Source organism: Pseudonocardia adelaidensis, assembly GCF_039543345.1.
GTDB lineage: Bacteria > Actinomycetota > Actinomycetes > Mycobacteriales > Pseudonocardiaceae > Pseudonocardia > Pseudonocardia adelaidensis.
Map to the genome: position 1 here is coordinate 125,044 of NZ_BAABJO010000001.1, position 25,717 is coordinate 150,760.

General features: G+C 71.0%; 26 protein-coding genes. 11 read left to right on the forward strand and 15 right to left on the reverse strand.

All coding sequences use genetic code 11. From position 1 onward, the window contains the following. Positions 1-144: 144 nt before the first annotated feature. Positions 145-570, reverse strand: a complete 426-nt coding sequence (locus tag ABEA81_RS00620; protein ID WP_345602471.1) for an NUDIX hydrolase — start codon at positions 568-570, stop codon at positions 145-147. Positions 571-844: 274 nt separating this feature from the next. Between ABEA81_RS00620 and ABEA81_RS00625 the strand changes: the two genes are divergently transcribed. Continuing rightward, positions 845-2,209, forward strand: coding sequence for a diacylglycerol/lipid kinase family protein (locus tag ABEA81_RS00625; protein WP_345602472.1), 1,365 nt, complete (start codon positions 845-847; stop codon positions 2,207-2,209). Positions 2,210-2,238: 29 nt separating this feature from the next. On the opposite strand, the gene ABEA81_RS00630 is transcribed toward ABEA81_RS00625, so the two are convergent. The 3 genes from ABEA81_RS00630 to ABEA81_RS00640 all read right to left on the reverse strand — a co-directional run bounded on the left by ABEA81_RS00630 (position 2,239) and on the right by ABEA81_RS00640 (position 3,594). Further along, positions 2,239-2,559 carry an amphi-Trp domain-containing protein gene (locus ABEA81_RS00630; RefSeq protein WP_345602474.1) on the reverse strand — a complete coding sequence of 107 codons (321 nt, stop codon included), beginning with the start codon at positions 2,557-2,559 and terminating at the stop codon, positions 2,239-2,241. Between the two features lie 35 nt (positions 2,560-2,594). Then, positions 2,595-3,086, reverse strand: a complete 492-nt coding sequence (locus ABEA81_RS00635) for a DUF1269 domain-containing protein (protein WP_345602476.1) — start codon at positions 3,084-3,086, stop codon at positions 2,595-2,597. 184 nt (positions 3,087-3,270) lie between these two features. Beyond that, positions 3,271-3,594 carry a hypothetical protein gene (locus ABEA81_RS00640; protein WP_345602477.1) on the reverse strand — a complete coding sequence of 108 codons (324 nt, stop codon included), beginning with the start codon at positions 3,592-3,594 and terminating at the stop codon, positions 3,271-3,273. Between ABEA81_RS00640 and ABEA81_RS00645 the strand changes: the two genes are divergently transcribed. The 7 genes from ABEA81_RS00645 to ABEA81_RS00675 all read left to right on the forward strand — a co-directional run bounded on the left by ABEA81_RS00645 (position 3,593) and on the right by ABEA81_RS00675 (position 9,921). Then, a complete protein-coding gene (locus ABEA81_RS00645) occupies positions 3,593-4,000 on the forward strand; it encodes an SHOCT domain-containing protein (protein ID WP_345602478.1) in 408 nt (135 codons plus the stop codon). The two genes, ABEA81_RS00640 and ABEA81_RS00645, sit on opposite strands and share 2 nt — an antisense overlap. Before the next feature lie 49 nt (positions 4,001-4,049). Next, the gene (locus tag ABEA81_RS00650; RefSeq protein ID WP_345602479.1) at positions 4,050-4,568 is read left to right on the forward strand and encodes a hypothetical protein; all 519 of its coding nucleotides are present in this window, start codon (positions 4,050-4,052) and stop codon (positions 4,566-4,568) included. Between the two features lie 367 nt (positions 4,569-4,935). Then, a complete protein-coding gene (locus ABEA81_RS00655; protein ID WP_345602481.1) occupies positions 4,936-5,388 on the forward strand; it encodes a hypothetical protein in 453 nt (150 codons plus the stop codon). A 37-nt stretch (positions 5,389-5,425) separates the two neighbouring features. Next, complete coding sequence (locus tag ABEA81_RS00660) at positions 5,426-6,559, forward strand: DUF4331 family protein (protein WP_345602482.1); 1,134 nt, start codon at positions 5,426-5,428, stop codon at positions 6,557-6,559. A 14-nt stretch (positions 6,560-6,573) separates the two neighbouring features. After that, positions 6,574-7,926, forward strand: coding sequence for a Dyp-type peroxidase (locus ABEA81_RS00665; RefSeq protein WP_345602484.1), 1,353 nt, complete (start codon positions 6,574-6,576; stop codon positions 7,924-7,926). A 32-nt stretch (positions 7,927-7,958) separates the two neighbouring features. After that, positions 7,959-8,825 carry an enoyl-CoA hydratase/isomerase family protein gene (locus ABEA81_RS00670; RefSeq protein ID WP_345602485.1) on the forward strand — a complete coding sequence of 289 codons (867 nt, stop codon included), beginning with the start codon at positions 7,959-7,961 and terminating at the stop codon, positions 8,823-8,825. 61 nt (positions 8,826-8,886) lie between these two features. Continuing rightward, on the forward strand, positions 8,887-9,921 hold the full coding sequence (locus ABEA81_RS00675) for a sulfite oxidase (RefSeq protein ID WP_345602486.1): 1,035 nt from the start codon (positions 8,887-8,889) through the stop codon (positions 9,919-9,921). An 11-nt stretch (positions 9,922-9,932) separates the two neighbouring features. Here the strand turns inward: ABEA81_RS00675 and ABEA81_RS00680 are convergent, their stop codons facing one another. Both ABEA81_RS00680 and ABEA81_RS00685 read right to left on the reverse strand, forming a co-directional pair. Then, positions 9,933-10,841 (reverse strand): transposase, encoded by a 909-nt coding sequence (locus ABEA81_RS00680; RefSeq protein WP_345602487.1) that lies wholly within the window; start codon positions 10,839-10,841, stop codon positions 9,933-9,935. 328 nt (positions 10,842-11,169) lie between these two features. Continuing rightward, positions 11,170-11,691, reverse strand: a complete 522-nt coding sequence (locus ABEA81_RS00685) for a hypothetical protein (protein WP_345602488.1) — start codon at positions 11,689-11,691, stop codon at positions 11,170-11,172. An 89-nt stretch (positions 11,692-11,780) separates the two neighbouring features. On the opposite strand from ABEA81_RS00685, the gene ABEA81_RS00690 reads away from it, so the two are divergent. Further along, complete coding sequence (locus tag ABEA81_RS00690; RefSeq protein ID WP_345602489.1) at positions 11,781-13,292, forward strand: SulP family inorganic anion transporter; 1,512 nt, start codon at positions 11,781-11,783, stop codon at positions 13,290-13,292. Positions 13,293-13,339: 47 nt separating this feature from the next. Here the strand turns inward: ABEA81_RS00690 and ABEA81_RS00695 are convergent, their stop codons facing one another. After that, positions 13,340-14,686, reverse strand: coding sequence for a hypothetical protein (locus tag ABEA81_RS00695; protein ID WP_345602491.1), 1,347 nt, complete (start codon positions 14,684-14,686; stop codon positions 13,340-13,342). A gap of 130 nt (positions 14,687-14,816) precedes the next feature. Here ABEA81_RS00695 and ABEA81_RS00700 point away from each other — a divergent pair, with 130 nt between their 5' ends. Further along, the gene (locus ABEA81_RS00700) at positions 14,817-16,229 is read left to right on the forward strand and encodes a glutamate decarboxylase (protein WP_425570408.1); all 1,413 of its coding nucleotides are present in this window, start codon (positions 14,817-14,819) and stop codon (positions 16,227-16,229) included. 4 nt (positions 16,230-16,233) lie between these two features. Here the strand turns inward: ABEA81_RS00700 and ABEA81_RS00705 are convergent, their stop codons facing one another. The 8 genes from ABEA81_RS00705 to ABEA81_RS00740 form a co-directional block, all read right to left on the reverse strand. Then, complete coding sequence (locus tag ABEA81_RS00705; RefSeq protein ID WP_345602492.1) at positions 16,234-16,917, reverse strand: GAP family protein; 684 nt, start codon at positions 16,915-16,917, stop codon at positions 16,234-16,236. Positions 16,918-16,933: 16 nt separating this feature from the next. After that, entirely contained in the window at positions 16,934-17,227 is a 294-nt protein-coding gene (locus ABEA81_RS00710; protein WP_345602493.1) for an SHOCT domain-containing protein, read from the reverse strand. Between the two features lie 19 nt (positions 17,228-17,246). Then, complete coding sequence (locus ABEA81_RS00715) at positions 17,247-17,702, reverse strand: DUF6325 family protein (RefSeq protein ID WP_345602494.1); 456 nt, start codon at positions 17,700-17,702, stop codon at positions 17,247-17,249. 62 nt (positions 17,703-17,764) lie between these two features. Continuing rightward, positions 17,765-18,955 carry an AI-2E family transporter gene (locus ABEA81_RS00720; RefSeq protein WP_345602496.1) on the reverse strand — a complete coding sequence of 397 codons (1,191 nt, stop codon included), beginning with the start codon at positions 18,953-18,955 and terminating at the stop codon, positions 17,765-17,767. A 78-nt stretch (positions 18,956-19,033) separates the two neighbouring features. Further along, positions 19,034-19,321, reverse strand: coding sequence for a DUF3040 domain-containing protein (locus ABEA81_RS00725; RefSeq protein WP_345602497.1), 288 nt, complete (start codon positions 19,319-19,321; stop codon positions 19,034-19,036). Next, positions 19,312-20,574: a cytochrome d ubiquinol oxidase subunit II gene (gene cydB / locus ABEA81_RS00730; protein WP_345602498.1), complete on the reverse strand. Its 1,263-nt coding sequence runs from the start codon at positions 20,572-20,574 to the stop codon at positions 19,312-19,314. The genes ABEA81_RS00725 and cydB overlap by 10 nt, the downstream gene beginning before the upstream one ends. Beyond that, entirely contained in the window at positions 20,574-21,959 is a 1,386-nt protein-coding gene (locus ABEA81_RS00735; protein ID WP_345602500.1) for a cytochrome ubiquinol oxidase subunit I, read from the reverse strand. The genes cydB and ABEA81_RS00735 overlap by 1 nt, the downstream gene beginning before the upstream one ends. Before the next feature lie 12 nt (positions 21,960-21,971). Beyond that, positions 21,972-23,801, reverse strand: a complete 1,830-nt coding sequence (locus ABEA81_RS00740; RefSeq protein WP_345602502.1) for a glycoside hydrolase family 15 protein — start codon at positions 23,799-23,801, stop codon at positions 21,972-21,974. Between the two features lie 306 nt (positions 23,802-24,107). On the opposite strand from ABEA81_RS00740, the gene ABEA81_RS00745 reads away from it, so the two are divergent. Further along, positions 24,108-25,703: a GMC family oxidoreductase gene (locus ABEA81_RS00745; protein ID WP_345602503.1), complete on the forward strand. Its 1,596-nt coding sequence runs from the start codon at positions 24,108-24,110 to the stop codon at positions 25,701-25,703. The last annotated feature ends 14 nt before the right edge of the window (positions 25,704-25,717 follow it).

Sequence of the window (25,717 nt, forward strand, 5' to 3'; positions counted from 1 at the left end):
CTCTGCTCGCGGGTCGGACGGGGCACCTCGTCGGCCGGCCGGGAGCGCCCACGGCGATCTTTCACCTGGGTCATCGCTGGTTCCTCCTCCGGCACCGCGGGACTTCCCTAGCTGCGAGCTGACAGCGCTAGATCATGTGCGAGCTCATTCGAGGTGGGGATCGCTCGCCCCGCTGAGTGCGTGGTGGATCCACCGGCGGGCCCCGGGTTCCAGCCTCAGTGCCTCGACGTCGGCGGGGTCGAACCACGCGGCATCGGCGGTCTCGTGCCCGTCGGGGTGAGGACGTCCCCACACCGCCCAGCCGTGGAAACACACCACGAACTGCTGGCGGATCTCGCGCCCGGTCGCGGCCTCGACGATGTGTGCCGGGTCGGTGAACAGCCCGACCAACCCGGTGATCCGCACGCGCAGGCCCGCTTCTTCGGCCACCTCCCGCACCGCGGCCCCGACAGCGCTCTCCCCGACATCGACGCGGCCGCCGGGCAACTCCCAGCCGCCGCTGTCGCACCGTCGCACCAACAGGAGGCGACCCTGTTCCTCGCGCACCGCGACGAACACCGACGGCGTCACGACAGTGGCCTCCGGGGCCTCGGAGTCATGGACATGCACCCTCCGGAGCTCGAGGCCGGGCCGCATGCTCCCGGCCCCCACGTCCGTCCCCATCGCGGTCCCCTCTCCCGGGCCCGAACGGCCGGGGCAGTCGAGAGCGACGGTCGCGCAGGGGCGGCCAACCGGCATCGCCCCCGAGGGGTGAATGCAGCGGTCATCCGAGCCGGGTGACGACGCGCGGCACGGTGCCGCGCCAGGGTGGCCGTCGCGCAGTCGAACCGGAGAGGCGGCGGCCATGGATATCGAGGCAGCAGGTCGGACGCCCTCGGCACCGACCCCGCCCGCCCGGAGGCGAGCGGCGGCCGCCCTGGCGTTGGCGGCGCTGCTCGCCGCTGTGGTGGTCGTGACCGTGACCTTCCTGCAGGACCCGGGCCGGCTCCTGCTGGCGTTGCTCCTCGTCGTCATCGCTGCCGTCGCCGGGTGGACGGCGCTGGTGAATCGCGGCGGGCGCCGGATCGCGACGACGGTGCTGGCGGGGCTTGCACTGGCCGGGCTGGTCGTGCTGCTGATCGGTTCCGTGCTGCAACTCGCGGTAGCGGTCGGGCTGGTACTCCTCTCGACGGCCGCGGCCCGGGTGGCACTCGGGCACGACATGGCCGAAGCACCAGCCGGCGCGCGGGCGGTCGGCGAGGCCCGGCACGGGGTCCTACTGATGAACCCGTGGTCCGGCGGTGGGAAGGTCGAGCGATTCGCTCTGGAGGACGAGGCGCGGCGGCGCGGCGTCCGACCCGTCGTGCTGCGCCGCGGCGACGACCTGCGGTCGCTCGCCGAGCAGGCGGTCGCCGATGGCGCGGACGTCATCGGCATGGCAGGCGGCGACGGCTCGCAGGCGCTGGTCGCGGACGTCGCTCGGCAGCACGACCTGCCGTTCGTGTGCGTGCCGGCCGGCACCCGCAACCACTTCGCGCTCGACCTCGGGCTCGACCGCGACGACGTCGCGGCCGCGCTGGACGCGTACGGCACGGCGGTGGAGCGGCGCATCGACCTGGCTCTGCTCGGCGACCGCGTGTTCGTGAACAACGCGTCGCTCGGCGTCTACGCAACCGTCGTGCAGTCCGACGCCTACCGGAACGCGAAGCTCGCGACCACGACACAGCTGCTCCCCGACCTCCTCGGTCCGGACGCGCCGCCCTTCGACCTCCGCTTCACCGGCCCCGACGGTGTGGCCGCCCCGGCGGCCGACGTCGTGCTCATCTCCAACGGCGTGTACCGGCTGGACAGGCTCAACGGGTTCGGCACCCGCCAGCGGATGGACGGCGGCGTCCTCGGCGTCGTGACCGTGTCGGTGGACCGGGCCCGGGACCTCCCGGCCCTCATCTCCGCCGAGGCCGCCGGCTGCATCGCGCGCTTCCGGGGCTACCGGGCGTGGACGGCGCCGGCGTTCGAGATCCGCTCCGGGGCCGACCTCATCGACGTCGGCGTCGACGGCGAGGCGTTCGCACTGCCACCGCCGCTGGTGTTCCGCTCGCTGCCCGGAGCGCTGCGCGTCCGCACACCGGTGGACGCGCCCGGCGCCTCACCCGCAGCCATGGCGCCTCCGGGGATCGGGAGCGCGGTCACGGCTCTGCTGCGGGTGCTCGCCGGGCGTCCGGCGCGCTGAGCAGCGGGCCGCTGCTCAGCCGCCAGTTCTCAGGTGTGCGCCCTGGGATGCGCCTTCGCACCCCTCGCGGCGGCCGGCTCGGCCGCGGCAGACGCGTGCGCAGGCGGGGAGGCGGGCGCCGATGCCGCGGTCGACCATTTCAGCTCCACCTCGAACTCCACCTCGTCGCCGTCCACCTCCACCTCCACCTCGCACCGGACGTGGTCCGGGACGTGCAGCTTCACGGTGCCGGCGCCCAGCTCGACCTCCACGTGCCCGTCATCGCCGAGCGCGGCGGCCAGCGCGGCCAGCCGCTTCGCGGCCTGGTGGCGGGTGAGGGACTCGGTGCGGCTGATCTCCACGTCCGACATGTGTGCTCCAAACGGGGTCGGTTCCGGTGCCCGGCCTACTCGGTCTCGGCGAAGGCTTCGCGCAGTCGGGCTTCCTGCTCGTGCGACAGGTTCGTCGACAGGAGGGAGGCACCGGATCCCTTGAACTGCTCCAGCACCTTGTCTTCAACGGCGTTGGACGTCATCACGAACAGCGCCGACGTCCCGGGCGTGACGTTGTCGCGCACCCCGCGGATGAACTCGTCGTCGATGCCCACGTCGGCCATCGAGCCGGCCAGGGCCCCCATCGCCGCGCCCACCGCCAGGCCCAGCAGGGGCACGAAGAAGATGAGGCCGAACAGCAGGCCCCAGAAGCTGCCGCCCAGGGCCGCGGCACCGGCCAGGCTGCGCAGCTGCTGGGTCTTCGGCTTCTTCCGCCCCATCGGCCACGTGACGGTGGCGGCGTCATTGACCGCGATCAGCGATTGCTTCTGCATCCTCTGGAGGAGCTCGAGTGCCTTCTCCGCGCCATCCGGCGAGTCGAACTTCCATACCGTCAAGGTCGCCATGCCCGGCCTCTCTCACAGGGGTCGATGTTCTGACAGGAGGACTCTGGGGGCCGCGACCCGCCCCGCCATCACCCCGGGCAGGTGAGGTCTCACCGCGGATCCGGCGCCACGATCGACCCCCGTCGACGGTCGTCGGCGAACTCGCGGTGCGGGCTCGGGTCCGGCCTTGCTCGCAATGGAGACGTCATGACCGCGTGGCGCCGGCATCGCGATCCTGAACCTCGTCTTCATCGCCGCGTACCCGGTGTGGTCCACCATCATCATCACCCTCGACGTCATCGTGATCTACGCCATCGTGGTGCACGGCCGCGAGCTGAAGAGCACGAGCTGACGCCCACGGACGACTGACCCGACCGCGCTCATCTGCGGCGGGTGATGCCGGTCCGATGCCCTGGGCAGACCGTTGGCCGATCGGCGGTGGCCCCGTGCCAGTAGCGGTGCCCCAGGCACGGATCGAGGAGATCGAGATGCCTTTCTGGGACGTGATCGTATCCATCTTCTGGTTCATGATTCTCATCACGTGGATCTGGCTGCTGATCTCGATTTTCGGCGACATCTTCCGGGACCACGAGCTGGCCGGCTGGGGCAAGGCGCTCTGGATCCTGTTCCTGGTCGTGGTGCCTTGGCTGGGTGCCCTCGTCTACCTGATCGCTCGCGGCCGCTCGATGAACGAGCGCGCTCGAGCTCAGGCCCTGCGCAACGAGCAGGCCTTCGGGCAGTACGTCCGGGAGACCGCCGGAACCGGCACGACGAGCACGGCCGACGAGCTCACCAAGCTCGCCGACCTGCGAGATCGGGGCACCATCTCGGCCGAGGAGTTCGAGCAGGCCAAGGCCAAGGCACTCGGCCGAGGTCCGGTGCAGGCCGCTCCGACGCGCCTCGACGACCAGCGAGCGGCCACCTCCACGCCGTGAGGGAGCCATCCCAGCGCCGGCGCGCCGCCGATGAGAGGGGCGCGCCGGTGTGAGCGAGGCCGGAGGGCCAGTACGGCGATCGGTCGGCCGCCTCCGCTCCAGGTGGGCCGACGAGCGGGAGCTGGCCGACGCCGTCAACGGCACCGTGGTGGGGTCTGCGGTGATGGTGGCCGCGAGCCTGCACGGCTCACTCGGCCAGGTCGTGGCCGCCGTCGTCGCAACGCTGTTCGTCTACTGGGTGACCGAGCGCTACGCTGACGTACTCGCCTCCGGCGTGCACGGTACTGCACCCGACCGGAGCCGCATCGTCGGTGCGCTCCGGAGCGGCTGGCCGATGCTGCAGTCCGCCTACGCTCCGGTGATCGTCCTGCTCGTGACCTCCGCGCTCGGTGCTGAGCTGCGGGGCGCGGTGCTGGCGGCGCTGGGGCTGTCCACCGCGTTGCTCACCTGCCTCGGGTACGAGGCCGCGCGCCGCTCCGGCGCCCCGGTCGCCGCGGCTCTGGGCTGGGCGGCCGGGACCGGCCTGTTCGGCGTCGCCGTCATCGCACTGAAGTTCGCCCTGCACTAGCTAGTTGCTGGTCCTGCTGGGTCCAGCCTCGCGGTTGGCCGAGCACGTCGAGATGAACCCGCGCTCCCGCGAAGTGACCGGCGAGCGGTCATGGGATCACCCGCATCGGGTGAGGACGCTCGTATGGCTCGAGAACACAATCGGGTACAGGCACGCCCGGGTGCGGGAGGTACAGGTGTGTCTGGTGTAGGGGAAGGTCGCGCTTCTTGCTGACGCGGATGAGTCGGAGTCGTTTGAATGCGAGCCTGGTGCATGGGAGGAAGTAGTGGCAACAACTGCACCTGAAGGGCCTCGCCCGGGGGTCAGTGTCGGCCCGACCAGCGAGTTCAGTCTGTTCTTCCGGGTCAGGCCGGGTCATGGGGATACCTTGCGGGAAGCGCTCCGCACGCTGCAGGATCATCCGGGGTATCGGCCCGGCGACTACCACCTGGCGATCACGAGTATTCATGAGGCCCGGTTCGTGCTGTTCGACGACGATACGCGTCTGCTGTTCGCGACGAGTTTCGACGGCCCGTGGGATGCCTACATGGACGACTTCTTCACGTCAGGGCCGACGCTCAGGCTGTTCGATGCCATCTTCCAGCACGTCGAAGGCTACGAAGGCCTGCCGGACGTCGCGGCGGTGAAGGCGTTCGTCCTGGGCGCGCAGGTGAGCGCCGCCGGTTACGCGCGGAACTACCCCGGCACGGTCAAGGAGATCCGGAAAGCCGAGCGCGTGAACGTGGCGTTCCAGCGGGTGCTCGACGACCCGGAGGCCGCTACGGCGCTCCAACAGGCGGCTTTGAAGCCGCTGCTGGATGAGGCCGCCGACTCCGTCTAGCTGGTGGAGCCGATCAGCGGGGGCATGGAGGAGTGCGGTGTCGGACCACATCTCGGGGCCGCGGGCGTTGGCCGAGCCGATTGCGGACATCACCGACGTCTACGCGTTTCCGAGCCCGGAGAGCTCCGGCCACCTCGTGCTGGTGATGGACACCCTGCCGTTCGCCCACCCATCTGCGCGGTTCTCCGACGGCCTGACCTACCGCTTCCGGTTGCGTCCGGTGACCGCGGCCGCCGGGGATGCTCCTGGGCTGTTCGGGATCGGCGCGCAGGAGTTCGCGTTCGACTGCGTGTTCTCCGCGCCGGTCGCCGGCAGCGGCGGCGGGTCCGGCCAGGACGGCGCGTGCACCACGCCGGCGGGGAAGACGGTCCCCTTCCAGGTGGACGACGAGCGGGGTGGCTCGGCTGACGGCGTCCGCGTCTTCGCCGGGCCGCGCTGGGACCCGTTCATCCTGGACGCCCCCGCAGCGCTGAAGACGATCGCCACGGGCAAGCTGGCGTTCACCGATCCGAGTGCGATCTTCCTGGACGGAAAGAACGTGCTCAGCCTCGTCGTCGAGGTCGACTGCGCCCGGCTGCTCGACGGCGCGGAGCTGGTCGGGGTGGTCGCCGAGACCCTGACCCGCGGCCCGATCAGGGTCCGCCTGGAACGCGTCGGGCGGCCCGAGGTGAAGAACCTCCTGCTGGCGCCCAAGCAGTTCGACACCGTCAACCGCGATCTGGAGATCCGTGACCTGTACAACAGCGAGGACGCGTTCCGGCTCGCGGCGGCTTACCAAGGCGCCTATCGGGCGCGGCTGAACGCCAACCTCGCGTTCTGGGACCTCCTGGACGGCACGCAGGACTGGCCCGCGGTCGAGAGCGGTGCGCACCCGCTGACCGAACTGCTGCTGGCCGACTTCCTCGTCGTGGACGCCACCAAGCCCTACGCCGAGCGGGGCTCCTTCCTGGAGATCGAGGTGGCCACCCGGGGGGCCTACCGACACCGGACCTGCGGGGGTCGCGCCCTCAACGACGACGCGATGGACACGCTGTTCACGCTGCTGATCAACGCCGGGAAGGGGCCGACGATCCGCGACGGCGTCGACCAGGCGACGATGCCCGCTTCCCGCACCTTCCCGTATCTGGCGCCGCCGAACCCGGATCCTCCCCAGCCTCCCGAGCACCTCTAGGAATGAGGACGCCCATGGACACTGCGGGCACGCCGGATGCTGTCGGCCTCGAGCTCGACGACATCCAGAGCGGGGTGCTCCACCCCCGACCGTCACCCTATGTCGGCACCTACGTGCTGCTGCGCATCGACGACCGCGCGGCGGGGCGGGAGCTGATGCGGCGACTCGGAACGGTGGTCAGCGCCGACCCGCCCACCTCCGAGCCGGCCCGCGGCGCCTGGGTCACCGTTGCCCTCACCTACCCGGGCCTGCAGGCGCTCGGCGTACCGCGAGAGTCACTCGACAGCTTCGCGCCCGAGTTCCGGGAGGGCATGGCGGCCCGCGCGGCCGAGCTGGGCGACGTCGGCGAGAGCAGCCCGGCCAACTGGGAGGAGCCGCTGGGGTCCCCCGACGTCCACGTGGCGCTGGCGGCGCTGTCGCCCGACGCCGGGCGACTGGCGGCGGTGGTCGAGCGGGCCCGCCACGCCCATCAGGAGCTGCCCGGGGTGGAAGTGATCTGGCGCCAGGACTGCTACCAGCTCCCCACGGGGCGCACCTCCTTCGGCTTCAAGGACGGAATCGGCAACCCGGCGGTCGAGGGCAGCGGGATCCCCGGCTCCAACCCCCGCGAGCGACCGATCAAGGCAGGCGAGTTCCTCCTCGGCTACCCCGACGAGACGGGCGGCCTGCCACCCATGCCGACCCCTGAGCTGCTCGGCCGCAATGGCACCTACATCGTGTTCCGCAAGCTGCACACCCGCGTCGCGGCCTACCGGCGCTACCTCCACGAACGAGCGGCCAGCCGTGAGGAGGAGGCCCTGCTGGGCGCCAAGATGGTCGGACGATGGCACAGCGGCGCGCCACTGGCGCTCTCGCCTGACCGCGACGATCCCGAGCTGGGTGCGGATCCTGCGCGGAACAACGACTTCGACTACCACGACGACCCGCGCGGCTTCAGGTGCCCGGCAGGCGCGCACGCACGCCGGGCGAACCCGCGCGACGCGCTCGACCACGAGGGGAGCGTCAACGTCCGCCTCCACCGCATGATCCGGCGTGGCACCAGCTACGGCCCGGAGCTGCCCGAAGGCGTCCTGGACGACGACGGCGCCGACCGGGGAATCGTCTTCGTGTTCGTCGGTACACACCTGAAGCGCCAGTTCGAGTTCGTCAAGACGCAGTGGTTGAACGGCGGCATCTTCATCGGCACACCGACCGAGAAGGACCCGCTTGTCGGGCCGAACGACGAGTCCGGCGTGTTCACCATCCCGCAGCGGCCGATCCGGCGTCGGTTGCAGGGCCTGCCGCCGTTCGTCGTTGTCCGCGGGGGCGAGTACTGCTTCGTACCGGGCCTGCGAGCGCTGCGCTGGCTGGCCGAACTCAACACCTGAGCGGGCATCGAACTCCAGGAAAGGACGATGACGTGACCACCAGCCCGGCAAGCACCGACCGCTGGAAGGCACTCGACTTCGGCCCGCCACCGTCGGGGCTCGCGGAACCCGACCTGCCGGTGCTCGTCGAGTACGACACCCGCGGGCGGGTGGCGCTCATCACCCTCAACCGGCCGCACGTCGACAACGCGATCACAACGGAGATGGGGGAGCGGCTGACCGAGGTCCTGGAGACGATCGCGGTCCGCCCCGCCGTGCGCGTCGCCATCATCACCGGCGCCGGCGACCGAGCCTTCTCCGTGGGCAGCGACCTGCGCCAGCGCAAGGACATGACCAAGGAGCAATGGCTGCGGCAGCGTCAGGACTTCGACCGCACGCTCTACACCCTGCGCCAACTGCGCAAGCCGATCTTCGCCGCCGTCAACGGAATTGCCTACGGCGGCGGCTGCGAAATCGCTCAGAGCACCGACTTCATCATCGCGTCCGACAACGCGACCTTCGGCCAACCCGAAGCGATGATCGGCCTGGCCGCCGGTGGCGGCTCGCCGGCGCTGCTGCCGCGCCTGCTCCCGCCGGGCAAAGCCCTGCAAATGCTGATGACCGGCGACCCCATCACCGCGCAGGAGGCCCACCGGCTGGGCATGGTCAACGAGCTCTGTTCCCCGGATGAGCTCCTGGACGTTGCCCACCGCATCGCCGGCAAGATCGCCGGCAACTCCCCCACGGCGGTCCAGGCGGTCAAGCGAGCCGTCCAGATGGGCCAGGGGCAGCCGATCGAGCAGGCCATCGCGATCATGATGGAGGCCCACTGGCGCTCCGCCGTGCACCCCGACCGCATCGAAGGGATCGGCGCCTTCAACGACGACCGGGACCCCACCTTCCAGGATCCCGACTACTGAGGCGGAGGCGGAGAACATGACATTGGCAGACGATCTGGAGAAGGCACGTGCAGCGCTCACGATGATCCACCGGGAGCCCTTCAACGCAGAAGCCCCGCCAGATGCCCTGAACGGCGACATCACGCCGACCGAACTCCACTACGTCCGCAGCAACTTCGCCGTACCGGCCCACGACGGAGCGCTCGAGATCGGCGGCGCAGTCGAGCACCCACGGACCCTGACGATCGACGGCCTGCGCGCGATGCCCTCGGTCGAGCGGGTCGTCACGCTGGAATGCGCGGGGAACGGGCGCCTCGCGATGCGACCGCTGCCGGCCGGTGAACCATGGGGTGACTACGCCGTCTCCACGGCTCGCTGGACCGGTGCCCTGCTGCACCAGGTGCTGGAGCAGGCCAATCCGTCCGCCGAGGGCGTCGAGGTTCGCTTCACCGGCGCCGACCACGGCTCGTACTTACTCCATCCGGTCCTCACCGATGTCAACAGCAACGACCTGACCTTCGTGCGGTCCCTGACGCTCGCCCACGCAACAGATCCGGAAGCCGAAATCCTGGTCGCCTACGAGATGAACGGCGAGCCGCTCGATCCCGACCACGGCGCGCCCTTCCGGCTCATCGTGCCCCGCTGGTACGGCGTCGCCTCCGTGAAATGGCTGACGCACGTCGACGTCCTCACCGAGCCGTACGCAGGAGAGTTCGAGACCGGCCACTACATGTACCAATGGGCGGACCGTCCGCCGGAGCGCGTCACCCTCATGCGCGTACGGGCACGGATCACCGATCCCGCCCGCGGCGCGACCATTCCCGTCGGGACCTACACCGTGCGCGGAAAGGCCTGGTCGGGCGCCGGACCGATCACGAACGTCGACGTCAGCGTCACCGGCGAAGGGGACTGGCACACCGCGCAGGTCGAGCCCCCGAAGGGCCCGTACCAGTGGCAGGACTGGTCATTCGCCTGGGAGGCGACCGAACCCGGCCGCCACAGCCTCCGCGCCCGCGCAACCGATGCAGCCGGCGATGTGCAGCCCCACGTCCCACCCTGGAACCGCCTCGGCTACGGCAACAACGCCATCGAGGTCTCCTACGTCGACGTGCGATGAGTGGCCCTGTGTCAAACGCCGCCGGTTGATCTTGGTTGAGGAGTCGTTGCAGGGCTCCATGGCGGGCGGGGTCGTAGGGGGTGTGGTCCTGCCAGCAGTGCCGGATCAGGTAGAGCAGGCGCGGGCGAGGATTCGCACGGCGTGCGGGTGGTTTTGCCGGGGGCGGTGGCCTGGTCGTAGAGGTGGGCGGCCCACGGGTTGGTCTTGCGGGAGTCGGCGGCGAAGTCGCAGACGGCGGCGCGCAGCTCGCGGTTGACTACCCAGCGGAAGGTGACGGCTTCGTGTTTGTCGGATCGGCGGGTGGAGGGGGCTGCGCCGGCCAGGCAGATCAGCGACTCGGGGTCGGGGAAGCGGGCGCGGCAGTCACCGATCTCGGCCAGCAGCCGGGCGGCGCGCACGGTGCCCGAGCGGGGCAGGCTGGTGAAGATCTGCGCGTCGGTGTGCAGGGCGAGTTGCTCGGCGATCTGCTCGGACAGCGTCTTGATCTGCTCGACGAGGCTGGTGAGCACGGCGAGCAGGGCACGGGTGGTGTGTGCGGCCGCGGCGCCGTGCTCGCCGGTCGCCCCGCGGGGCGCGGCGCGCAGGTGGTCGTAGAGGACCGCGGGGTCCTTGCGGCCGCAGTAGCCGACGCTGGCCAGCCAGGCCGCCAGGCGTTTGACCGAGAGCCAGTCGGCGCGGTCCTGGCAGTCGAACCGGGCCAGGAACGCCAGACTGATCGGGGAGTCCAGCTCACGGAACAGGCCGACCGCGCCGGGGAACACGCGCTGCAGGTGCGCACGCAGCTGGTTGCACAACGCCACCCGGTGGGCGACCAGGTCGCGGCGGGCCCGCACGGTGGCTCGCAGGGTCTGGGTGGCCGGGCTGGCCGGGGTCAGCGGGCGGAGTCGGTGCCGGTCGGTGCGCAGGGTGTCGGCCAGCACGTAGGCGTCGAACCGTCGTCCTTGTTGCGGGCCGACCCGTATCGGCTGCGCAGGTTCTTGAGCTGGTTCGGGCTGATCACCACGACGGTCAGCTCGGCGGCTAGCAGCGCCTCGGGCGGCGGGCCGCCGCTGCATTCGATCGCGACCTCGCCCGCCCCGCTCGCTGCAGCTGATAGCAGGGTTTGATCGGCAACCTGGTCGAGCCGGCGTCACGCAGTTCCCGCTCGTTCGCGTGCGCCACGGGGATGACGAAGAGGCAGGTGCACGGACCAACGATGAGCGCCTGGACCCGGGGCGGTCTGGCTCCGCACCGAGGACATCGGAGCTACTACTCCGGAACCGGATGCGCCGACACCAGAGTGATCCCGAGCGCCTGGAGCTGGACGATGATGCCGTGCAGGTGCGACTCGTCGAACACCTCACCGTCGATGACCGTCTCCGTCGGAACCTCGGTGATCCGCATGTCGGCCAAGGCGGTCCTGGCCTCGTCCGTCAGCCGACCTTCCACCCTGAACTCGTAGTGCATCATCACCGGCAGGCCTCCTCTCAGGTCGCGGGTCGGCGACTGACGTCGATCGTTGGTTCTATTCGCGGGCGAGCATGGCGGCCGACTCGCGTTCGAGGTCGATGTGGGGCTGGCCGCTGACTCGACGACCACGCGGTGGAGGGTGCCACCGGTGAACGCCCTCGGTGCGGTGCCCGGGTAGTCGGCGGTCACGGGCTCGCCGGTGTCGCGGCGGTTGCGGAGGTTGACCGCGACCGACTCGGCGAAGTCGATGGCGTGGTGGTACTGGTCCGGCACCGAGTCACGAATGTCCAGGTTCACCGCACCGCGGAACGGCTGAGTCATGACGCCCTCCTCAGAGCGACGACGGTCGTCCAGTGGTCGCTCCCGCCGCATCACCCGAGACGGATGACGGACGGTCTACACCGCGCTCGGTGCGCTGCTGCTCTAACCGCTCCTGGGCGGCAGCCGCTACGTCCACATCGGCCCGGAGTCCTCGGTCGCCATCGTCACCGCTGCCTACGTCGGCGGCCTCGTCGCGGACGCGCCCGAGCGGGCGGAATCGCTCGCCGCGCTGCTCTCCCTCGTCGTGGCGGGGTTTCCTGCTGCTGGGCGCGCTACTCCGGCTGTCCGTCGCGGCCCGGCTCCTCTCCACACCCGTGCTGGCCGGATACCTGACGGGTTCGGCCGTCGTGATCAGTGCCAGCCAGCTGGGCGGGGTCTTCGCCGTGCCGACGCCGGGCGCGCACTGGTGGCAAAAGGTTGCCGAGGTGGTGGCCGCCCACCCGGTGATGAACCTCTGGGCATTGCTCGTCGGCGTGTCGACCCTCGTCGTCGTGGTCGCGCTGCTCCGGTGGGCCCCCCGGGTTCCGGGCATCCTCCTCGCGATCGCGTCGGCCACCGCGGTCGTGGCCATCGCCGGCTGGGAGGGCCGGGTGCCCGTCATCGGCGATGCGCCCTCCGGTGTTCCCGTCCCGACGCTTCCGCGGGTCACCCCCGGCGACGTGGTCGACCTGCTCGGGGCCGGCGCGAGCGTCGCCGTGCTCGTGTTCGCCAGCAGCATGCTCACCGCCGGCGCCCTCGCCCGGCGCGACCGCGAGCGGGTGTCGGGCCGGCGCGAGTTCCTCGGACTCGCGGCGGCGTGTGCCGGATCGGGATTGCTCCAGGGCTTCCCGGCCAACGCGAGCGAGTCCCGCAGCTTCATGGTGGCCGACACGGGCGCCCGGTCGCAGATGGCGAACCTCGTCGCGGTCGGGCTCACCGCCCTGACGCTGGTGGTGCTGACGCCGGTGTTCCGCTTCCTGCCGCAGGCGGCGCTCGGCGCGGTCGTGCTCGTGGCGGCGGCGAGGATGATCGACGTCGCCGCCCTGTGCCGGCTGTGGCGGGTGCGCCGCAGCGACTTCGTCCTCGCGGCGGTCACGGCCGCAGGCGTCCTGGTCGTCGGGGTGCTGCCGGGCATCGGCGTCGGGGTCGCGGTGTCGCTGCTCGAGGTCCTGCGGCGGGCTGTCATGCCACACACGGCTGTGCTCGGCCGGGTCGCGGGCCACGCGACGTGGCGCAGCGCGGACAACCACGAGGGCACCCGGACCGTCCCCGGCCTGCTCGTCTACCGCTTCGACGCACCGCTCTCCTTCGCCAACGCCGACGTGCTGCGCGAGCAGGTCCTCCGGCTCATCGACGAGTCCGACCCACCGGCCCGCGAGGTGGTGCTCGACGCCGAGGGCATCGTCGACATGGACATCACGGGAGCCGAGACGCTCGACGAACTCCTCGACGCCCTCGACGATCGCGGAGTGCGCATGGTGCTGGCCCGGGTGCGCACCTCGGTCCGCACCACCATGCGCAGGCTCGGGTTGGACGAGCGGCTCGGACCGGACGCCTTCCACTTCGAGATCCGCGACGCCGCGGCCGACGTCGTGCGCCGGAACCGGACCACGACGAGCTGACCACGGCTTCCGGCAGGGCCGTCGTTCCAGCTCTGCAGCATCGGCAGTCAGTCCCCCGTTGCCGGAGTGGACGCCACCGGACCCGGACGGCCCAGGAACTCGATCACTCCGAGCACGACGAGCAACACCGCGGCGATGATCAGGATCGTGGTACCGGTGGGCTGGTCGAGGAAGACGAACACCAGTGCGGCCAGTGCGACCGCCCCGATGCGCAGGCCGCGCATGTGCGCGTGGGTCCACGTGCCGACCGCGCCGGTCGAGGACGGGCCGACGCGGATCCGGTTCAGCATCCCGGTGGCCCACCGGCGGACGCCGACGGCCGTCGGCGACCGGCCGGCCAGGAAGGCACCCAGTGCCACGACCAAGGCCAGCACGAGCAGGGATCGGCCGGCGGTTCGCAAGGAGCCCACGATGATGTCGAAACCCGATGCGGCAGCCGGCGCTCCGGCCGTCGGGACGGCACCGACCAGCAGCCCGCGTGCCACGAGCAGTCCGGCCGCGAGCACGACCAGCGCCAGCGCGACGCCCAGGCCCGCGGCGACGACCGCTCGCATCCGCACCCGCGCGAGGTACACACCGACAGCGAGCAGCAGCAGGGTGATCCACGGGAGCACGCCCGCGAGGGAGCGCAGCACGCTGTAGGCGGTCTGCGCGCGCACCAGTCGATCGGCCGGAGCGAGCGCGATCGTCGGGTGCACCTCGGGGACCATGTCGACGACGGTCAACCCTTCCGCGCTCAGCCGTTGCTTCGCCGTGTCGATGAACGGTGCGAGGTCCAGGTACACGGTGTCGCCCTGCACGGCGATGGCCTGGCTGTCGCCGGACAGCACGGTCACGGCCTGCTGGTGGGCCACGCGAACGGCCTGGTCCCACGCCGCCGCGAACCGCGGGCTCGCCACGACCTCACCGACCCTGTCCCGCACGAAACCGGTGGCCGCGTTCGCGAGCGTCGGGGTCAATGCGCGCAGCCGCTGCACGAGATCGGGTGGCAGGCCTTGCGCCGCGAGCGCATCGATCGCCTGGTTCGCCAGTGCCTGCACGTCGACGTGCTCGAACACGGTCGTCGTGATCCGGTTCGTCAGGGCCTCCTGCACCGCGGGATCGGCGGCCAGTGGCCCGACGGTCTCGACGAACTGGTCCGTGTCGGAGACCTGCCGCTCGGTCCACACCGCGACGAGCGCCACCGGCGCCAACGCACAGCCCAGGACGAGCAGCACGGTGGCGAGAACCGACCGCCAGCGGATGCGCCGCCGCGGGGGGCCCGGCCGGGTGCGCAGCGCCGAGTTCTCCGCCCGCAGCCGCTCGAGCTCGGCGCGTTCGTCCACGGTCAGTTCCGCGGTCGATGAGGTGCGGACCTCGTCCGGCACGATCTCGCGGCCATGCGCCTGAGACATGTCAGGCACCTCCCAGCGTCGATTGCGGGAGGGTCGTCCGTCCGCGCGATGCACGCCTCGCCCACGACGGATGAGGGCGGAGTCCTCGACACGCGGAACCATCGATCCCACCTCAGGACGGAGGACCACGATGGTGATCGCCGACACGACTCGCGGAGTCGAAGGCACGGTCTCGGTGAACCCGATGTTCGCGCGTTCCGGCGAGGTCGCCGCCGTGCCGAGGCACCGGCTCCCGGACGGGCCGATGGATCCGGCGACGGCCTACCAGATCGTGCACGACCACCTCATGCTCGACGGGAACGCGCGACTCAACCTGGCCACCTTCGTGACGACCTGGATGGAGCCGGAGGCCGACCGGCTGATGGCCGAGTGCCTCGACAAGAACATGATCGACAAGGACGAGTACCCGCAGACCGCCGAACTCGAGGCGCGCTGCGTGAACATGCTCGCCGCCTTGTGGCACGCCCCCACGAACGGCTCGCCGGCGCTCGGCTGCTCGACGATCGGGTCCAGCGAGGCCGCGATGTTCGCCGGGCTCGCGCTCAAACGGCGCTGGCAGCAGCGGCGCCGCGCGGCGGGCGCCGACACCGCCCGGCCCAACCTCGTCATGGGGATCAACGTCCAGGTCTGCTGGGACAAGTTCTGCAACTACTTCGAGGTGGAGCCGCGGCTCGCACCGATGGAGGGCGGACGGTTCCACCTCGACGCCGAGCAGGCCGTCCGCCTCTGCGACGAGAACACCATCGGCGTCGTCGCGGTGCTCGGCTCCACGTTCGACGGCAGCTACGAGCCGGTCGCCGAGATCGCGGCCGCGCTGGACGAGCTGCAGTCCCGCACCGGCCTCGACGTCCCGGTGCACGTCGACGGTGCGTCCGGGGGGATGGTCGCGCCGTTCCTCGACCCGGACCTGCCGTGGGACTTCCGGCTGCCCCGCGTCGCGTCGATCAACACGTCGGGGCACAAGTACGGGCTGGTCTACCCGGGGGTCGGCTGGGTGGTGTGGCGGGACGCCGAGGCGCTGCCGGACGAGCTGATCTTCAAGGTCAACTACCTCGGCGGGGAGATGCCGACCCTCGCCCTGAACTTCTCCCGGCCCGGCGGGCAGGTGGTGGCGCAGTACTACGCGTTCCTGCGGCTGGGGCAGGAGGGATTCCGGCAGGTCCAGCAGGAGTGCCGGGACGTCGCCGGGTACACGTCGGCACGGATCGCGGAGCTGGGCCCGTTCCGGCTGCTCACCCGAGGTGACGAGCTCCCCGTGTTCGCGTGCACGCTGCACGACGACGTCACGAACTTCAGCGTCTTCGACGTCTCGGCCGGGCTGCGGGAACGCGGCTGGCAGGTGCCCGCGTACACGTTCCCCGCCCACCGGGAGGACCTCGCCGCCCTGCGCGTCGTGATCCGCAACGGCACCAGCCACGAGATGGCCGACCTGCTGCTGGACGACGTCGCCCGCCTGCTGCCCCGGCTGCAGCGGCAATCCGCCCCGGCCAGGGGGTCGGACGCGGCGAGCTTCGACCACGCCTCCGCGCACCGCAAGACCTGATCCGTCACGACGCGACGCCGACGAGGCCGGTCACGCCGACCGCGACCAGGTAGCCACCCACCACGCCGAAGGACACGACGAGGATCACCCGCAGGTGCTCGCGGGTCCAGGCGACGAAGCGCTCGAGGAACTCCCGGGACACGGTCGGCCGGTAGACCGACAGCACCAGCGCCACGATGGCGAGGCTGAACCAGATGCCGTTGTAGAGGACGACCTGCAGGACGCCGCCCGCGAAGCCGCTCCCGGTTGCCGCGATCGCGTTCAGCGCAGCCAGGTAGACCAACCCGGGCAGGTGGGTGAGCACACCGGCCGCCGCGGCGCCGGAGGGCGACAGGTCCCTCAACCGGCGCCGTAGCCAGCTGTCCGGTTCCACCGAGTCACCGTCGACCGGGCCACGGGGCCGGGACCGGGGCAGCCATCCGATCCACGCGCTGACGGCGCCGCCCAGCGCACAGATTCCCAGCACGAGGTCGAGCAGCGGGCGGACCGACGACGCCCGCGCCGACTGCAGCCCGCCGAGGAGGACGACGACCAGCGTCCCGACAGCGACGCTGAACGCGAGCCCCGCCGCGAGATACGCCACCAGCAGGCGCTGCGGACGCCGCGAGGAGACCATCGCGAATACGGCCGCAGCGCTCGTCGGCCGGATCACGGCGGTCAGGGCGAGGAAGACCGCCTCCGTGCTCACGGCGCCCGGAGCGCGGTCACGAGTTCAGGATCCGGCTCTTCTGCTGGTCGAACTCTTCCTCGCTCAGCACACCCTGGCTCTTCAGCTCGCCCAGCTGCCTCAGCTGCGCCAGTTTCTCGTCCATTCCGACCCCGCCGCCCCCACCACTGCCGGGCTCGCGGTCGGCCGGCTCCTCCTGCGCTGCCGGTTCCTGCTGCTCCTCCTGGCGGGCCCACCGGCCGGCCTGCCGCCGCGACACCCGGTTGGACACCGATGTCGCCGTGCCGGCGATGACCGCCGTTCGTGCGATTCCCCGAAGCAGACCGGGCATGGTCATCGTCCTCTCGGTGTCAGGCGTCGGCGGGAGTGGCCGCCTCGACGGCGTCGAGGGAGTCGAGCAGTGCCGCGACCGGGATCCGCCCGCTCGCCACCAGTCCGGCTCCGGCCCGGCGCAGCGCCGACGCGAACGGGATCGCCCACAGGTTCTCGTACAGCACGATCGCCGCCGCCCGACCCGGTTCGATGACGGCGCCGGCCTCGTCCATGTCGTCGCGCCCGACGAGCCCCGACGCGGCACCTTCCAGGACCCGGACGTCGAGCTCACCGTCGCCGTCGAGGTCGGCGACCTCCAGGCCGATGACCGAACCGTCGGCCTCCTTGCGCACGAAGGCCAGATCGAGGATGCGCACGATGCCCTGGTCGACCAGGTCGACGAGCCGCGACAGCACCTCGCTCGGCACCCGCGCCTCCGGGAACTCCACGACGAGGTAGTCGACCGGCCCCATGGTGTCCAGCTCGTCCCTCATCGGGCAATCGTGGTCCCCGGCGATCCCCGGGGCCTCACCTCCGGAGGATGAACGGCTGGAGATCAGGTCTGCGCGGTGTTCAGGTCCGGCTTCTGCTGCTCGCGTTCGCGCCGCCGCTCGCGTCGCGACTTCTTCGCGGGCGCATCCGGGTCCGGTTCCTTCGGGGTGTCCCTCAGCAGCGCGTCAGCCCACTTGGCCTGCGGGTCGATGTCCACCAACAGCGCCTTGGCCAGCAACGTCAGCGGAACGGCCAAGATCGCCCCGAGCGGACCGAGCAACCACGCCCAGAACACCAGCACGACGAACGTCACGGTGACCGACAGCCCCACCGCGTCTCCGATGAACCGGGGCTGGATGATCGACTGGACCACGAAGTTGATCCCGCAGTACACCACGATGACGATCACCATCAGCTGCGGGCCGCCGGTCAGCAGCGCGAGCAGCGCGGGCGGCACGATGCCGATGATGAACCCGACGTTCGGGATGTAGTTGGTGATGAACGACAGCAGGCCCCAGGTGATCGCCAGGGGGATGCCCAGCAGTGCCAGCGCGATCGAGTCGATCACCGCGACGATCAACCCGAAAACGGTCGTCACCAGGAGGTACTGCCGGGTGCCCCAGGCGAAGTGTCCGAGCGCATCGGCGATCTTCGGGCGGTCCGCGGCGATGGAGGCCAGCCGGTCCCCGGTCCCCCCGGCCTCGACGCTGAGGAAGAGCAGCAACGCCAGCAGGAACACGAGGTTGGTCGCCAGCCCGGCCACGCTGCCCAGCAGCGCCCCGAGCACACCGGCGAGGTTGCCGAGGTTGAGGGAGTTCTTCGCCTGCGCGATCTGCTCCGGCCCGATTCCCAGCCTGGCCAGCTCCGCGGTCGCGGACGCCACCAGCCCGTCGGCCTTCGACGCGTACTGCGGCAGCTCGGTCGCCAGCCGGGCGACGGAGAAGATGATCCCCAGGGCGAGCGCGAACATGATCGCGTAGACGAGGAGGATCACCACGAGTGTCGTGGCCCATCCCGGCCACCCGTGGCGCCGTAGCCAGCTCTGCGCCGGCGCCACCGCGATCACGATGATCAGCGCCATGAACGCCGGGCCGATCAGCCACGCGACTGCCTGCACCCCCGCGAGGACGATCACCGTAGCGGCCGCACCAACCAGGATGATCATCGCCCGCGGCATGCTGCCCGGCCGCGAGCGGGCACCGTTCGAGGACGAGCGGGCGGCCGGGACGGCGGGAGTGGCTGCCGGTGTGGTCATCTCCGGACGGTAGGACCGTCGCCTGACCCGGGCGTCACCCGCGGCGGGCGAAAGCAGCTCGTGCGGCTCTGGCCGGCTTCACGCTCGCCTCTTGCCCCCGGCCGACGGCGAGACCCACTGCAAGATCGCCACGAGCCCCAGGAGGATCGCCAGTGCAGCGAGGAACATCCCGGCGTCCGACAGCGCGAGCGCGACGAGCAGGAGGATCGCCGCAACGGTGACGGCCGCCCACGTCGCCCAGCGGATCAGCCGCACGCGCCGCCGCACGGGCCCCCGGCCCAGGAGTTTGGCGAGCGCCGGGTCCTCGACGGCGAGGGCCTCCTCGATCGCACGGAGGGCGCGCTGTTCCCGTGGTGTCAACTGCATCGCCGCCTCCCGCCACTGCCTGTCGACCGCTGTCCGTGCCGCTCGGCCCCTGCGCCGACGGCACCAGGGGCAGCGGGGGTCAGCGCTGCCATGAAACGAGCGATCAGCCGGGCGACCACCCAGGCGAGCAGCAACCACGCCAACCGGGTCATCGCCCGCGGGGACGAGGACGCGGGCGCGGGCTCGATCCGGCGCCCGGCCCCGCTGTCCGGGCCCGCGGCGGCGGTGCGCGGCGGCGGGCCGGGCTCGTCGCCGTCGCCGTCGCCGGGCGCGCCGCTCAGTCGTTTCCGGAACACGTGGTAGGTCCAGCCCTGGTAGCCCAGGACGACGGGCAGCAGCACGACCAGCACGACCGTCATCACCCGCAGCGCGTAGGGCGACGCCGCGCTGCCGGTGACCGTCAGGTCGTTCGCGGCACCGAGGCTCGAGACCATCACCCGCGGGTAGAGCTCGGTGAAGATCGACACGACGACGGCGGCCATCGTGGCCGAGGTGGCGGCGAACGCGGCACCGTCTCGACCCGAGCGGACCAGCGCCGCCGCGGCGACCGCGGCGAGCACCGCGCCGAGCTCGACCACCGACAGCAGCACGCCGGGCCCGGACACGACCCGGGTCCAGGCGACGAACGCGAGCACCACGAGGGCGACGATCGGGCCCAGGATCCTGCCGACGCGCAGCGCCCGCAGTCGCAGGTCGCCGGTCGTCCGGAGGGCCAGGAACGCGGCGCCGTGCAGCAGGCAGATCAGCGTGACCGTCACCCCGGCGGCCACCGCGTACGGGCGGAACAGGTCACCGAGCCCTCCGACGAACTCCTGTCGCGGATCGATGGGGACCCCGCCCAGCAGACCGCCGAGCACGATGCCCAGGCCGAGCGGGACGACCAGGCTGCCCCAGGTCAGCGCGCCGTCCCAGAACCGGCGGCTCCGCTCCCCGGGGGCGTGCGCACGGAACTCGAAGGACACCCCGCGCAGGATCAGCGCGACGAGCACCACGAGGATCAGCGGGTAGAAGCCGGACAGCATCGTCGCGTACCAGGCGGGAAAGGCCGCGAACGTCGCGGCGACCGCGGTGATCAGCCAGACCTCGTTGCCGTCCCACACCGGGCCGATGCTGCGGACGGCGACATCCCGCCCGCCCTCGTCCCTGCCCACCACGCCGTGCAGCATCCCGACGCCGAAGTCGAAGCCCTCCAGCAGCAGGAACCCCGTCCACAGGACGGCGAGGACGATGAACCAGAAGGCGGCGAGGGTCATCAGTAGCTCGGTTCCATGGCGGGTGCGCCGGCCTCGTCCCGGGACGGCTCGGACGCGAGCTCCTTCCGGGCGAAGCGCGCCATCAGCATCCAGTCGACGACGGCGAGCGCGCCGTACAACAGTATGAAGATCACCAGGCTGGTCGCGATCGTCGCCGCACCGACCGACGGCGACGCCGCGTCCCTGGTCTGCTGCAGGCCCTGCACGATCCAGGGCTGGCGCCCGTTCTCGGTGAGGACCCAGCCCGCGGTGTTCACCAGGAACGGCAGCGGCAACGACCAGATGGCGACGCGGAGGAACCACCGCGAGGTCGCCAGTCGCTTGCGCCGCCACAACCCCCACATCCCGACGAGCAGGATCAGGCTGCCGAGGTAGGCCATCGTCCGCATCGCCCAGTACTGGACGAACACGTTGGGCACGTAGTCACCCGGCCCGTACTGCGCGCTGTACTGGGCCTGGAGCTCGTTCAACCCCACCACCTGCCCGTTCCACGAGTTCGTGGCGAGCACCGACAGCAGGTGCGGCACCTGGATGACCTTCGTCGGGGTCTCGTCGTCGCTGCCGCCGCCGATCTGGAACAGCGAGAACGAGCAGGGCTGGCAGGTCTCCCACTGCGCCTCGGCGGCCGCGATCTTCATCGGCTGGTACCGGCCTTCGGTCACCCCGAGCTCGCTGCCCACCAGCAGGTTGAGCGCCGTGACGGGAACCAGCACCGCGAGGGCGATCCGCGCCGAGCGGTCGAACCCCGAGACGCCGGAGCCGCGCCGGAGGTGCCACGCCGAGATGGCCAGCATGACGACGGCGGCGGTGATCAGCGACGCGAGCAGCACGTGCAGGTAGCTGCGCAGGAACACCGGGTTGGTCAGCACGGCACCGATGTCGGTGAGCTGCGCGCGCCCGGTTGCCGGATCGAGCGAGTACCCGACCGGGTTCTGCATCCAGGAGTTCGCGGCCATGATGAACGCCGCCGACAGCACCCCGCCCACTGCCACCGCCCAGATCGTGGCCAGGTGCACCCGCGGTGAGAGCCGGCCCCAGCCGAACAGCCACAGCCCGAGGAACGTCGACTCGAGGAAGAACGCGGCTAGCCCTTCCATCGCGAGCGGCGCCCCGAAGACGTCACCGACGAAGCGCGAGTAGTCCGACCAGTTCATCCCGAACTGGAACTCCTGCACCAGTCCGGTGACCACCCCGACCGCCACGTTGATCACGAGCAGGATGCCGAAGAACCGGGTCAGCCGCAGGTACTCCGCTTCGCCGGTGCGGTGCCACCGCGTCTGGAGCACCGCGGTGAGCAGCGCCAACCCGATCGTGAGCGGCACGAACAGGAAGTGGTAGATCGACGTGCTGGCGAACTGGAGACGCGCCAGGTCGACGGCGGACACCTCACTCCCCCGTCATCGGCCGGCGCTCCGGTCGAGCGCCTCGTCGAGGGTGATCGCGGCGTCGATGAGCGCGAGGTGGGTGAAGGCCTGCGGGAAGTTGCCGATCTGCTCGCCGGTGATGGCGATCTCCTCGGAGAACAGTCCGACGTGGTTGGCGTAGGTGAGCATCTTCTCGAAGGCGAGCCGGGCGTCGTCCAGCCTTCCCGCCCGCGCGAGCGCGTCGACGTACATGAAGGAACAGAGCGAGAACGTGCCCTCGGAGCCGAGCAGGCCGTCCGGCGACGCGCCGGGGTCGTAGCGGTAGACGAGGCTGTCCGTGACCAGCTCGCTGTCCATCGCCCGCAGCGTGGAGGCCCACATCGGGTCCTGCGGGGCGATGAACCCGACGCTGGACATCCGCAGCAGCGACGAGTCCAGCACCTCGCTTCCGTAGTGCTGCACGAACGCCTTCCGGTCCGAGTTCCACCCCTTGGTCATGATCTGGTCGTAGATCGCGTCCCGGGCCCCGCGCCAGCGGTCGACGGCGGCGGGCCGCCCGTGCGTGGCCGCCATCCGGATGCCCCGGTCGAACGCCACCCAGCTCATCAGCCGTCCGTAGGTGAAGTCCTGACGGCCGCCGCGGGTCTCCCAGATGCCCTCCTCCGGCTGGTCCCAGTGCTCGGCGAGCCAGTCCAGGAGTTCGCGGATCGCGATCCAGCCGCGGTGCCCGACCTGCAGGCCGCGGGCGTCGGCGAAGTAGATGCTGTCCAGCGCCTCGCCGTAGATGTCGAGCTGGAGCTGGTCGGAGGCGCCGTTCCCGATCCGGACCGGGCGCGAGCCGCGGTAGCCCGACCAGTTCTCCAGCGACTCCTCCTTGAGGTCGGAGGAACCGTCGACCCGGTACATGATGTTCAGCGGGCCACCCTCGCCCCCGACGCGCTCGGCCACCCGGTCCCGCAGCCAGCCGCTGAACTGCGCCGCCTCCTCGGTGAAGCCCAGCCGTAGCAGGGCGTAGATGGAGAACGAGGCGTCCCGCACCCACGTGTAGCGGTAGTCCCAGTTGCGTTCCCCGCCGACCTGCTCGGGCAGCCCGGTGGTCGGTGCCGCCACCAGCCCCCCGCTCGGCGCGTAGGTCATGAGCTTCAACGTGATCGCCGAACGCTGCAGCGTCTCCCGCCAGCGCCCCGTGTAGGTCGAGCGGGTCAGCCACGACTGCCAGAACGCGACCGTGTCGTCGAATAGCGCCTGGAACTCCGTCACCCGGATCTCCCGGGGCGGGCCGTCGGCCGCCGACTCCAGCACGACGCCGCGCACGTCCCCGGCCTTCAGGTCGATCGACGCCCGCACGTCGCCCTCCTCGACGCGAACCTGTGCCAACCGCGCGTCGTCGGGCTCCCGCACCGCGTGCAGGGTCAGCGTCAGGGCATCGGTGCTGAACACCGCCCCGTGCTCGGTCAGCTCCGTCCGGTGCGCCCTGCGGCCGTACTCGAACCGCGGGGCGATGTCGACCTCGAAGCTCATCTCGCCGCGGATGCAGCGCAGCATCCGCACCAGCCGGTGATTCCTGGTGGCCTCCCGGCCCGAGGGCGGCATGAAGTCGACGACCTCGCCCGCCCCGGCCTCGGTGGTGAAGCGCGTGATGAGCACGGCGGTGTCCGGGAAGTACATCTGCTTCGACTCGTAGTCGTGCCGGGGCCGGACCCGGAAGTGGCCCCCACGCTCGTCGTCGAGGAGGGCACCGAACACGCTCGGCGAGTCGAAGCGCGGGCAGCAGAACCAGTCGATCGACCCGTCCGTGCTGACCAGTGCCGCCGTCTGCAGGTCGCCGATCAGTCCGTGGTCGGAAATCGCTGCCTCGGTCATGGCCGCCTCCTCCGCGATTTTCGAGGAATCCCTCCGCAGGCGAGCCACGCCCACGGCCAGGGACGCCACGGTCCCGGGACGGGATGGCAGAGGCATCACCCGGGACGGACGAGCCACCGCGGCCGCCCCCACAGCCCCGCACGGATTCGGTCCGGGCACGCCTCCTGTCGGATCCGTGCCCGTTCCGATCGACGGGCGCGCGACACCCCGGGGCCCACCCGCCACTCACCTCCGCGAGGTGATGCGTCGCGATCCGCGCCGCCCGACCGTGGGCTTCCTGCACTCGACCGGCACCGGGGAGGCACTGTGTCCGACGACCGCCACTACGAGGTCATCGTCATAGGCACCGGCGCCGGGGGCGGCACTCTCGCCCACCGCCTCGCTCCCTCGGGACGGCGGGTGCTGATGCTCGAACGCGGCGGTTACCTGCCCCGAGAACGCGACAACTGGGACTCGACCGAGGTCTTCGTGAAGGGGAAGTACCGGGCCCCGGAGTTCTGGCTCGACCGCGACGGTGAGGAGTTCCCACCCGAGGTCAACTACTACGTCGGGGGCAACACCAAGTTCTACGGCGCCGCGCTGTTCCGGCTCCGCCCGCAGGACTTCGGCGAGATCCGCCACCACGGCGGGATCTCCCCGGCGTGGCCGCTCGCGTACACCGACCTCGAGCCGTACTACACCGAGGCCGAGGCCCTCTACCTCGTGCACGGCCGGCACGGCGAGGACCCGACCGAAGGGCATGCGAGCGCGGACTACGCCTACCCCCCGGTGAGCCACGAACCACGGATCCAGCAGCTGTCCGACGACCTCGAGAAGCAGGGCCTGCACCCGTTCCACCTGCCGATCGGGGTGCGCCTCACCCAGGATCCGCACGGCATGGCCGCGCACGGCAGCGTGTGCATCCGCTGCGACCGGGTGGACGGCTTCCCCTGCCTGGTGAACGGGAAGGCCGACGCCCAGGTGGTCTGCGTCGACCCCGCCCTGCGCCACGACAACGTCACGCTGCTCACCGGCGCCCACGTGACGCGGCTGGAGACCGACCCGGGTGGCCGAGCGGTCACCGCCGTGGTGACCGAGTTCGGTGACGGGGAGATCGTCCGCTTCAGCGCCGACATCGTCGTGGTCGCGTGCGGCGCGGTGAACTCCGCGGCCCTGCTGCTCCGCTCCGCGAACGACCGGCACCCGGACGGGCTGGCGAACGGCTCCGGCGTGATCGGGCGGCACTACATGCGGCACAACAACCTGGCCATGATGGCCGTCTCGAAGGAGCCGAACTCCACGACCTTCCAGAAGACGCTGGCCCTCAACGACTGGTACCTCGGCTCGATCAACGGCGGCTCCGACGAGTGGGACTACCCGATGGGTGGCGTCCAGATGCTCGGCAAGTCCGACGCAGAACAGATCCGCGCCAACGCCCCGCACTGGGCCGGCCGCATCTCCCCCGAGATGCCCTTCGACGTGCTCGCGCACCACGCCGTCGACTTCTGGCTCTGCGGGGAGGACCTCCCCCAGCCGGAGAACCGGGTGACGCTCGACGGCGACGGGCGCATTCACCTCGCACTGGACGAGAGGAACAACGTCGAGGGCCTGAAGCGCCTGCGGCTCGCCCTGCAGAACCGGCTCGGCGACCTGGGCATGCATGAGAAGCACCTGCTCCACCACAGCATCTACATGCACAAGGGCATGCCCATCGGCGCCACGGCGCACCAGGCGGGAACGGTCCGGTTCGGCACCGACCCGGCGAGCTCCGCGCTCGACGTCGACTGCAAGGCACACGAGCTGGACAACCTCTACGTCGTCGACACCAGCTTCTTCCCCAGCATCGGCGCGGTGAACCCGTCCCTGACGGCCATCGCGAACGCGCTGCGCGTCGGGGACCACGTGCTCGAGCGACTCGGATGATCGACAGGGGTACA